Genomic DNA, 7,797 nt, shown 5'->3' with positions numbered 1-7,797 from the left:
GTCAGGCGTGCTATGGCCGCCATGCCTTGTGCCATATGTTCGCGCTCGGTCGCCTCGTCAATCCCCTGGTAATTGATCCAGCGCCAGCCGTGGCAGGCGATTTCATGGCCGAGTTCCTGAAAGGCCGCCGCTACTTCGGGGCAACGCTCCAGCGCCATTCCAACGCCGAATACCGTCAGCGGCAAGCCACGCTTTTCAAACTCGCGCAGCAAGCGCCACACGCCGGCGCGCGCGCCGTATTCGTAGATGCCTTCCATGCTCAGGTGGCGCTCGGGGTAGGCCGGCGGGCTGGCCATTTCGGACAAAAACTGCTCGCTGCCAGCGTCGCCGTGCAGCACCGAGTTCTCGCCGCCTTCTTCGTAATTCAGCACGAACTGCACCGCAATGCGGGCGCGGCCCGGCCAGTTGGCATGCGGCGGATTACGGCCGTAGCCGGCCAGGTCGCGCGGGTAAGCGCGAAGAAGGGGGGTGTCAACATTCATGCAAAGGTCAATCAAAGAGGCCGAAGTGCATCGGCAAGGTCTGTGGAATTGGGGTTGAGCCGCAGGTTGCGTTCGACATTGGTAATGTGGTGCTCCATCAGCCGAACCGCCGTACGCGCATCGCGTTTTTCGAGCGCATCCACGATGTGCAGGTGCTCGTCCTGGGAATGCACCGCCGAATGGGCGGACTGGTACATCAGCGAGATCAGCGACGAGCGGCTGAGCAGGTCGGCCAGCAACTGGGCCAACACCTCATTGCCCAGCAGGCGTGCGAGCAGCACGTGAAAGTCGGCCAGCAACCGCGTGCGGCCCGAAACATCGGTGCGCTTGACGGCTTCCTGCTCGTTGCGCAGGTGGGCGCGCAGTTGCGCGATTTGTACATCGGTGATTTGTGCGCAGAGCTGGCGCACCATCGCCGATTCGATCATGGCGCGAACCTCAAACACCTGGCGGGCTTCCTCGATGCTGGGCATGGCGACGGACGCGCCCCGTGCCGGCTCCAGAACCACCAGATGCTCGCGGCTGAGCTGATTCAGCGCCTGGCGCACGATGGTGCGCGAGACATCAAAAATGTCAGCGATTTTTTGTTCGGTGAGCTTGGTGCCCGGCATCAGCCGGCGCTCAACGATGGCAGCGGTGATGGACTCCACGATGCGTTGCGTCGAGCCCGGTGGCACAGCCGCTTCCTTGGCGCCGACAACCTGAAGATGGTTAAGACGTTTCATGGATTTTTGTGATTGCGTATTCATTGTGATTTTCAAAGTGTATACACTTTACTCCAGTAAAACAAGTTTTTATCATTGCTAGACCCCGATGTTCGAAGGTAGTGTCAGTTTCGTTGTGTTTTAAAAAGGAGAATTTTTATGGGCCATCTCAGTACCCACGTGCTCGACACCATGAACGGTTGCCCCGCTGCTGGCATGAAAGTGACGCTGCAGCGCCTTGCAGGCGCAAGCTTCGAGACCCTCAAAACCCTCACCCTGAATGCCGATGGCCGCAACGATGGCGGGCCGTTGCTGGACGCCGGCGCCATGGCGATCGGGCGTTATCGCCTGCTGTTCGAGGTGGCGGCGTACTTTCGCGCCCGTGGCGTCGTGCTGCCCGAGCCTGCCTTTGTCGATGTCGTGCCGATTGATTTTGGCATCTCCGACGCGCAGGGCCATTACCACGTGCCCTTGCTGGTGACGCCCTGGACTTACTCGACTTACCGGGGCTCCTGAGCGGCGGCAGGGTGGCGGGTTGTTTCTGGCTGTGCTGCAAGGGAATATTTTTTTACTCCAAACCGGGAAAACCCTATGAATCTACGGATTAAAAAGTGTATACATTAATTTCACGTCGCCGCGGAGCCCGAGTCCGCCGGCCCTTTTGGGGCGGGTCTACCCGGTTGCGATGTCCACTCCTTAGAGAGCCCGCAGTGGTAAGGGGAAAGCGCAGCGCATGGCGGCTGTGCATTCCTTGAATTTTGAGACTGCACATGGATACCGCATACCTTCTCGACTGGGCCAACCTGCTGCTGCGCTGGGCCCACGTCATCACGGCGATTGCCTGGATCGGCTCGTCGTTCTACTTTGTTTTCCTTGACAGCAGCCTGACCAAGCCCGCCGACCCGGAACTGGTTAAAAAAGGCGTGGACGGTGAACTGTGGGCGGTTCACGGCGGGGGCTTTTACCACCCGCAAAAGTACCTGGTCGCGCCGAAGCAGATGCCGCAAAACCTGCACTGGTTCTACTGGGAAAGCTATTCCACCTGGCTGACCGGCTTTGCGCTGTTCACGGTGCTTTACCTGTTCAACGCCGCCACCTTCCTGGTCGACAAGAGTGTTTATGACTGGTCCGCCGGTGCAGCCATTGGCGCGGCGCTGAGCTTTCTGGTGGCGGGCTGGCTGGTCTACGACACCATCTGCCGCGTCTTTGGCCGGCGCAAGAACGGTGACCTGATCGTTGGCGCCGGACTGCTGGCCTTCGTGGTGTTTGCCGCCTGGCTGGCCTGCCAGCTGTTCGCCGGCCGGGCCGCCTTTTTGCTGGTCGGTGCCATGCTGGCCACCACCATGAGCGCCAACGTGTTTGTCTGGATCATTCCCGGCCAGCGCAAGGTGGTGGCCCAGCTCAAGGCCGGCCTGCCGGTGGACCCGGTGTACGGCTGGCGCGCCAAGCAGCGCAGCGTGCACAACACCTATTTCACGCTGCCGGTGCTCATTGCCATGCTGTCCAACCATTACGGCTGGCTGTATTCGGCCAAGGGCAACTGGCTGGTGCTGGTGGCCCTGATGCTGGCCGGCGCCCTGATCCGCCACAGCTTCGTGGCCCGGCACAAGGCTGGCGTTCAGGGCAAGCGCGCACCCTGGGAATATGCGGGTCTGGGCGTGGCCATGCTGGCCGGGCTGGTGGTGTGGATGGCCCCGCCGCCGCCGTCTGCTGCCGCCATTGCGGCCGCGGGCAAGACGGTCAGTTTCGCCGAAGTCAAGACCGTCATCGACCAGCGCTGCGCCCTGTGCCACAACGCGCAGCTGCAAAGCAAGGGTGTTGCGCTGCACACCCCCGAGCTGATCAAGCAGCATGCCCAGGCGCTGTACCAGCAGGCGGTCGTGCTCAAGATCATGCCGATGAACAACGCCACGCAGATCACCGACGACGAACGCGCCGTGCTCAAGCGCTGGTTCGAAGCGGGCGCGGCGGTCAACTAGACCGGCCGGCACACCGCATCCGGCACCGCATTCCAGGCAGACATCGCCCCCGGCCCGTGGCGTGAACGGGCTTTTTTTTCCAGCCCCAAAACGACCCCAAGGAGACAAGCATGACCACTGACACCGTCCATCCGGTAGATGAAAAGCTGCCCATCGGCAAACTCACCGCGCTGGGCCTGCAGCACGTGATGGTGATGTATGCCGGCGCCATCGCCGTGCCGCTGATCATCGGCCGCGCCCTGAAGCTCTCGCCCGAGCAGGTGGCGCTCTTGATCTCGGCCGACCTGTTTGCCTGCGGCATCGTCACGCTGATCCAGTCGCTCGGCTTTGGCCGCTACTTTGGCATCCGGTTGCCGGTGATGATGGGCGTGACGTTTGCGGCCGTCGGGCCGATGGTGGCCTTTGCCAATGCCATGCCGGGCGTGGAGGGCGCGCGCGCCATCTTTGGCGCCATCATCGGGGCGGGCGTGCTGTCGATGCTGATCGCGCCCATGATCAGCCGGCTGCTGCGCTTTTTTCCGCCGGTGGTCACCGGCACCATCATTGCCATCATCGGCATCAGCCTGATGCGGGTCGGCGTGGGCTGGGCCGTGGGCGGGCCGGCGCAACTGGCGCAAACGGTCGATGTGCCCAAGCTGGTGGCCATGGTCGACAGCGCCAAGGCCGCGGCAGGCGCGGCTGCAGCGGCTGCCCCGGCAGGCGCGGCGCTGCCGGTCATGAAGCTGCCCGGGCCGATCCCGATGCTCGACAACCTGGCCTACGGCGCGCTGGACAACCTGGCGATTGCCGCCTTCGTGCTGGTGGTCATCTTGCTGCTGGTCAAGTTCATGCGCGGCTTTGTGGCCAACATTTCGGTGCTGCTGGGCATGGCCGCCGGCTGCGTGCTGGCCCTCTCGCTTGGCAAGATGAACTTCGACAAGGTCGGCAAGGCGCACTGGTTTGACGTGGTCACGCCGTTTGCCTTTGGCCCGCCGACCTTCGACATCGTGATGATCCTGACCATGACGCTGGTGATGATCGTCGTGATGATCGAGTCGGTCGGCATGTTCCTGGCGCTGTCGGACCTGACGGGCAAGAAGATCAGCCAGGCCGAGATGTCGGCCGGCCTGCGCACCGACGGCCTGGGCACGCTGATTGGCGGCATCTTCAACACCTTTCCCTACACCAGCTTTTCGCAAAACGTCGGCCTGGTCGGCGTGACCGGCGTCAAGAGCCGCTGGGTCTGCGTAGCCGGCGGCGTCATCATGATCATCTTGGGCATGCTGCCCAAGATGGCCGCCTTCGTCGAGTCGATTCCCATGTTCGTGCTGGGCGGCGCCGGGCTGGTGATGTTCGGCATGGTCGCGGCCACCGGCATCCGCATCCTGTCCACGGTGGATTACAAAGGCAACCGCAACAACCTCTACATCGTGGCGCTGGCCATCGGTTTTGGCCTGATTCCGCTGGTGGCGCCGCGCTGGATGCAGCAGATGGCCCACGGCCTGCACCCGCTGCTCGAATCGGGCATCTTGCTGACCGCCGTGTCGGCGGTGCTGCTCAACCTGTTCTTCAACGGTGCCAAAGCCGACGTGGGCAGTTCCATCGAGGCGGCCAAACTGGCCGAGGCGCATTGAGGGCACCCGCCGCCCTTTTGCCGTTGCTTTCCATTTTTTTTCGTCCTTCCTTCCTGCTCCTTACTTTAAGCCACACCATGATGAAACCACTCCTGCGATCCCTCTCCCTGGCCTGCCTGGCCGCCACGGCATTTGGCGCCCAGGCGCAAAGTTCGGTCACCCTGTTCGGCCTGGTCGACATGAGCATTGGCTCAAGCAAAGCACCGGGCGGCTTGCGCCAGAGCGGCGTGGACAGCGGCAAGCTGACCACCAGCCACTTCGGCATGCGTGGCGCCGAGGATTTGGGTGGTGGTTTGTCCGCTGTGTTCCGGCTGGAGGGTTTCCTGCTGGCCGACACCGGCGCTTCGGGCCGCTTTGCGGGCGACACGCTGTTTTCGCGCACCGCATCGGTGGGCTTGTCGAGTAAAAGTTGGGGCACCTTCACGCTGGGGCGCAACACCACGCCGTTGTTCATCTCCACCGTGTCGTTTAATCCCTTTGGCGACTCCTACGGCTATTCACCCAGCATCCGCCATTACTTCACCAGCAGCACGGTCACCGGGGACTCGGCCTGGAACAACTCGGCGCTTTACGCCAGTCCCGATTTTGGCGGCTTCAGGTTCGGCGTGATCAGCGCTGCGGCGGCGACCAAGAGCACTGGCGCGGGTTCCAGCAACGGCTCGAACTGGGGTGCCAACGTCGGTTATGCCGGCGGCCCGTTGTCTGCCGCGCTGGTCTATCAGTCGGTCAAGAAAGACGAAACAAGGCCTGTGCCGGCGGCAGTGCAAACCGACACGCGCACCTGGCAGCTCAATGGCGCCTACGATTTCACGGTCGCCAAGGCCTTCGCGCAGTACGGTGAAGTCAAGAACACGACGACTGCCAACCGGTACCGCATTTCCGAACTGGGCGCCCGGGTGCCGGTGGGTGCGGGCGCAGTGCTGGCCGCGTGGGGACGTGTGGCGCCAAAAACCGGGCCTGACCGCAACACGGTTTCCCTCGGCTACGACTACAACCTGTCCAAGCGCACCGATATCTACGCCGTGGCCATGCGTGACAAGATCGACAACCTGTCGAATGGCAGCAGCTATTCGGTGGGCGTGCGCCACCGGTTCTGAAGAACAAGCAACCGCTGGTCATAAAGTGTTGCGCTTGCCCTCAGACCGTGCCCCGCGCAGCGAGCAGCAGGTGCGCGTTGACCTGGCGGCTGCCTACCGGCTGGCCGCGCTGGCGGGTTGGGACGATACGGTGTACACCCATCTCTCGGCCACTGTGCCGGGCGAGCCGGGCGTCTATTTGATCAATGAATTCGGACTGGGTTTTGACGAGATGACCGCCTCCAGTCTGGTCAAGGTGAACCTGCGCGGCGAGGTGGTCGATGGTTCGGGCCGGGCCGTCAACCCGACCGGCTTCACCATTCATGGCGCCGTGCATGCGGCCCGGCCAGAGCTTGAATGCGTGATCCATCTGCACACGCCCTGGGGGGTGGCGCTGTCAATGCTCCCCAAGGGCTTGCAGCCAGGCTCGCAGTGGGCGATGCGGCTGCATGGCCGGCTGGGTCGCCACCGCTATGAAGGGCTGTCGCTTGGCGTTGATGAGCAACAACGCCTCGTGGTCAACCTGGGCCTGCTTGACGGCTTGATCCTGGAAAACCATGGCACGCTCACCGTGGGCCGCAGCGTGGCCGAAGCCTTTATGCTGATGCATGTGCTTGAGCGGGCCGCGCAGGCACAACTGCACGCCATGGCGGCCACTGGCGGACATATCGCCGTGGCCAGCGACGAACTTGCAAGCCGCACCTGTCGCCAATGGGCTGGCGACGGCAGCGAGTGGGACGGCGACGTCGAATGGCCCGCGTTGCTGCGCCGCGCCGACCGTTTGACACCGGGCTACCGCGACTGAACCAAATTTTTGCGCCACAGGCGTTTTTGCCCCTGACGGCTTGAAGCCTGAGCCTGATTGACTGGCAACCACTGGCTGCAAAAAGCAGTGTTTTTGCTATTTAATTGATAGCTGCTAGTGCATATGGAGCATGCGCAAGAGGCCTATTTGATGCAAAAAATTTATTTTTTTGGGCAGGTTGATCCCGCTCTGATGCGGCCGGGGCTGGTTTTGCGCTGAACAGGCGATGGGTGTTCGTGCAACTGTCCGGATTGTGTAATGGGGCGCAAGTTGTGCGCTTGTTTTTAAATTCTGGTGAGTTAATGATGAAATCAGTCTTGATCTCTGTAATCCTGCACGGCTTCGTTGCATCTGCCGTCGCGCAATCCGCCAGCGATATTCTCATCGGCGTCAGTTTGCCCTTGTCAGGCCCTGGTGCTGCGGCCGGGAAAGAGGGGCAGGCCGTCATGCAGGCTTACATCGACTCGGTCAACAAGGCGGGCGGCATCCAGGGCAAACGCATCGTGTTGCGGGTGCTGGACGACGAATTCAATCCGCAGAAAGCAGCCGACAACGCACGGCAACTCGCCAACGACAAGGTGGTGGCATTGTTCAATTGCTGGGGCACCAGCAGTTGCAGCGCGATGCTGCCGGTTGCCAGCGAATACAGTGTGCCGCTGATCGCTGGCATCGCGGGTTCAGGCCCCATGCGTACCCAGCCGGGTCATTTTGTGTTCAATGTGCGACCCACCACGAGCGCGGAAATTGCGCGCATGGTCGAGCAGATGGTCGTGGGCGGCCAGACCCGCATTGCTGTGGTTTACCAAAAGGATGCTTTCGGCCAGAGCGCCCTGGCCGCAGCCCAGGAGGTACTGGCCAAGGCCGGCATCAAGCCGACCGGCGAGGTGGCGTTGTCGGCCGACGCGTCCGATGTGCCTGCCGTGTTGGAGGCGCTGAAAAAGGGAGCACCCAATGGCGTCGTGTTGCTCGCCTCGTCCCGCTCTACCGTTGCACTGATCACGCAGGCACGCCGTAGCGGGTTGGCGGTGCCGATTTACAACCTCGCCGCGCAGGCCAACCAGCGGGTCGCGACCGATCTGGGCGAGTACACGGGCAATGTGATCTTCACGACCGTCGTGCCCAGCCCTGCGCGCGTCGC

8 protein-coding genes are annotated in these 7,797 nt (G+C 62.4%); 6 read left to right on the top strand and 2 right to left on the bottom strand.

What is annotated here, in order from left to right; translation table 11 throughout:
* The coding region (locus EC86_RS0123990) for a polysaccharide deacetylase family protein (RefSeq protein ID WP_029528318.1) at positions 1–482 on the bottom strand (482 nt) is incomplete at its 3' end.
* A gap of 11 nt (positions 483–493) precedes the next feature.
* Positions 494–1,207, bottom strand: coding sequence for a GntR family transcriptional regulator (locus EC86_RS0123985; protein ID WP_051676345.1), 714 nt, complete (start codon positions 1,205–1,207; stop codon positions 494–496).
* Between the two features lie 138 nt (positions 1,208–1,345).
* Here EC86_RS0123985 and uraH point away from each other — a divergent pair, with 138 nt between their 5' ends.
* From uraH to EC86_RS28205, 6 genes are all read left to right on the top strand, one after another.
* The gene (uraH, locus tag EC86_RS0123980) at positions 1,346–1,702 is read left to right on the top strand and encodes a hydroxyisourate hydrolase (protein ID WP_029528313.1); all 357 of its coding nucleotides are present in this window, start codon (positions 1,346–1,348) and stop codon (positions 1,700–1,702) included.
* A 254-nt stretch (positions 1,703–1,956) separates the two neighbouring features.
* On the top strand, positions 1,957–3,165 hold the full coding sequence (locus EC86_RS0123975; protein WP_029528316.1) for a urate hydroxylase PuuD: 1,209 nt from the start codon (positions 1,957–1,959) through the stop codon (positions 3,163–3,165).
* Between the two features lie 110 nt (positions 3,166–3,275).
* Entirely contained in the window at positions 3,276–4,778 is a 1,503-nt protein-coding gene (locus tag EC86_RS0123970; RefSeq protein WP_029528315.1) for a nucleobase:cation symporter-2 family protein, read from the top strand.
* Between the two features lie 77 nt (positions 4,779–4,855).
* Positions 4,856–5,875: a porin gene (locus EC86_RS0123965; RefSeq protein ID WP_029527997.1), complete on the top strand. Its 1,020-nt coding sequence runs from the start codon at positions 4,856–4,858 to the stop codon at positions 5,873–5,875.
* Positions 5,876–5,909: 34 nt separating this feature from the next.
* Entirely contained in the window at positions 5,910–6,659 is a 750-nt protein-coding gene (locus EC86_RS0123960; protein WP_029527998.1) for a class II aldolase/adducin family protein, read from the top strand.
* Between the two features lie 230 nt (positions 6,660–6,889).
* Positions 6,890–7,797: ABC transporter substrate-binding protein (locus tag EC86_RS28205; RefSeq protein ID WP_198026907.1), on the top strand; the 908-nt coding region annotated here is incomplete at its 3' end.

This window comes from Polaromonas glacialis, from assembly GCF_000709345.1.
Lineage (GTDB): Bacteria > Pseudomonadota > Gammaproteobacteria > Burkholderiales > Burkholderiaceae_C > Polaromonas > Polaromonas glacialis.
This window is presented reverse-complemented; position numbering and strand designations above follow the sequence as displayed.